The organism is Mycobacterium sp. TH-M11 (assembly GCF_057473725.1).
The window spans coordinates 1-2316 of the sequence record NZ_JBYCLD010000015.1; the positions used below are offsets into that span (position 1 = coordinate 1).

The following is a 2316-nucleotide window of genomic DNA, read 5'->3' on the forward strand; positions in this document are numbered from 1 at the left end:
CAGCGACTGGCGGAACAGCTGGTGTTCAGCGAGGCACCGAAATTGATTCGGCAGCTGCAGCATTCCCCCGCGGTGCGGCGCGGCATCCAGGTCGGCCTCGACGTGCTCGCCGGCACCGCCCCCGCCGAAATCACCGCCGGTCGCCCGGTGACCCGCACCAGCGCCCCCACCGCGCATCGGGCGCGCCGCATCGTCTACTCCCCCGACCTCGACGGTCGCGCCGACCCCGGCGAAATCGTGTGGACGTGGGTGACCTACGAGCAAGACCCGACCCGCGGCGAGGACCACCCCGTGCTGGTCGTGGGCCGCGATCACACGACGCTGCTCGGCTTGACGGTGTCGAGCGAGAAAAGCCATGCCGCCGACCGATGCTGGGTGGGCATCGGCGCCGGCAGTTGGGACGGCGAGGGCCGGCCCAGCTGGGTACGCCTGGACCGCGTGCTCGACGTTCCCGAAGCGAGCATCCGGCGCGAAGGCGCGATTCTGGACCGCACGATATTCGACCAGGTCGCAGCGCGTCTGCGCCGCGACTACTCGTGGAGCTGAGCTACCCCTGTGTGATGTAGGACTGCAGCTGCTCGTGCTCGCTCTCCAGCTCCTGCATCCTGGTCTTGACGACGTCGCCGATGCTGACGATGCCGATCAGTTTCCCGTCCTCCAGTACCGGCACGTGCCGCACCCGGTCTTCGGTCATCAGCCTGGTGAGGCTGTCCACGGTGTCGGACTTGGTGCAGGTCGAGACGGCCGCGGTCATGATTGTCGAGACTGGCTCAGCCAGCACCGACGCCCCGTGGGCGTGCAACTGGCGGACCACGTCGCGCTCGGAGACGATCCCTTTGACACCGTCAGCCGCCGCCACCACCATCGCGCCGATGTTGTGATCGGCCAGCCCGGCAATCAGCTCAGCGACCGTCGCGTCGGGCTGGATCGTCACCACCGCCGCACCTTTGCCGCGCAACACATCCGCTATCCGCATCGAGCCTCCCGCCGCATGTGATCAGATTCACATCCAGGCTACGACGAGATGGGCGGCATGTCAGCCGCTGGGACAAATCGAGCCGATTACTTCACGTGAACACCCGGGGCTACATGCTCTGGTTATGCCAATCGGGTGATCTCGATGACCACGTCGAGATCGGTGGCGCCCTGCCCCGAGTAAATGCCCTTGAGCGGGGCCACATCGGCGTAGTCACGCCCGACGCCGACGCTGACGTACTGCTCGTTGATCTCGCTGTCGTTGGTGGGGTCGTGATCCCACCAGCCTCCGGTCCAGGCCTGAATCCAGGCGTGACTATGACCGTCGACGGTTTCGCCGACCTCGGCGTCCGCGTCGGGGTGGTGGTAACCGGAGACGTAGCGCGCGGGAATTCCCATGCTGCGCAACACCATCAACGACACATGGACGAAGTCCTGGCAGACGCCTTTGCCTTCGCGCAACGCATCCAAACCCGACGAACGCACGCTGGTGCTGCCTTTGACGTAGTCCAGTTCGCCGCGTACCCATGCCGAGGCGGCCAGGACCGCGTCGGCAGGCTCGTGCTCTTTGGCGATCTGCCTGCCCACGGCCGCAATACGTTTGCTCGCTGGCGCCTGATCGGTGGGGCTCAGCAATTGGTCATAGCGGTCGATGACTGCTTCGCTGCGCAGTTCCGACCAGGTGAGCTGTTGGCTGGGCGGGTCCGGCTTCTCGGTCTCGACCACCGACGCCGACGTCACGGTCAACTCGGTGTGGGGTGCATGCAAGTCGAACGCCGTGACCGCGGTGCCCCAATAGTCGATGTAGCGATATGACCGGGTTGCCGGAACGGTCTCGACACGGTTGAGCACGACGTTTTGTCGTGAATCCGATCGCGGCGTAAGCCGGGCTTCGTTGTAGGACGCTGTCGCCGGGGACGGGTACGCGTAGCCGGTTGCGTGCAACACCCGCATGCGCCACATCAGTTCTTCCCCTGCTTGGTCGCCTTGGTCGCCCTGGTCGCTTTGGCCGGTTTGGCCGGCACTGGATCCCGCTGACCGGCGTCAGTCCAGGCCACCCACGGAACCGGGTGAAAGTACTGCGCCGCCAACGCTCCTCCAACGTCAGAACACGACTTCTGCAGACCAGCCAACCGCATCTCCAACGACTCGAGTAACACGCCCGGCCGGACGAATTCGAGTTCGCTGCGTGCGCGGCCCAGCAGCCGCTGGGCCTCGGAGATGGCGCCGACTCCACTGTGCGAATTGTGCAGCAACTCGTCGAGATGATGCTCGGCCATCTTCAGCGAATAGAAGATCGACCGCGGAAACCGCCGATCGAGCAGGATGAATTCGACCACC

Annotated in this window: 4 protein-coding genes; 1 reads left to right on the forward strand and 3 read right to left on the reverse strand. The window is 65.4% G+C overall.

The annotated features are described in order from the left end of the window. Window positions 1–54: 54 nt before the first annotated feature. Window positions 55–546, forward strand: coding sequence for a type II toxin-antitoxin system PemK/MazF family toxin (locus AC2VOG_RS00645; RefSeq protein ID WP_486937987.1), 492 nt, complete (start codon window positions 55–57; stop codon window positions 544–546). 1 nt (window position 547) lies between these two features. On the opposite strand, the gene AC2VOG_RS00650 is transcribed toward AC2VOG_RS00645, so the two are convergent. The 3 genes from AC2VOG_RS00650 to AC2VOG_RS00660 form a co-directional block, all read right to left on the reverse strand. Next, the gene (locus tag AC2VOG_RS00650) at window positions 548–976 is read right to left on the reverse strand and encodes a CBS domain-containing protein (protein WP_486937984.1); all 429 of its coding nucleotides are present in this window, start codon (window positions 974–976) and stop codon (window positions 548–550) included. A gap of 122 nt (window positions 977–1098) precedes the next feature. After that, window positions 1099–1938, reverse strand: a complete 840-nt coding sequence (locus AC2VOG_RS00655) for a transglutaminase family protein (protein WP_486937985.1) — start codon at window positions 1936–1938, stop codon at window positions 1099–1101. Then, on the reverse strand, window positions 1938–2316 hold a 379-nt coding region (locus AC2VOG_RS00660; protein ID WP_486937986.1), incomplete at its 5' end, for an alpha-E domain-containing protein. The genes AC2VOG_RS00655 and AC2VOG_RS00660, both read right to left, overlap by 1 nt.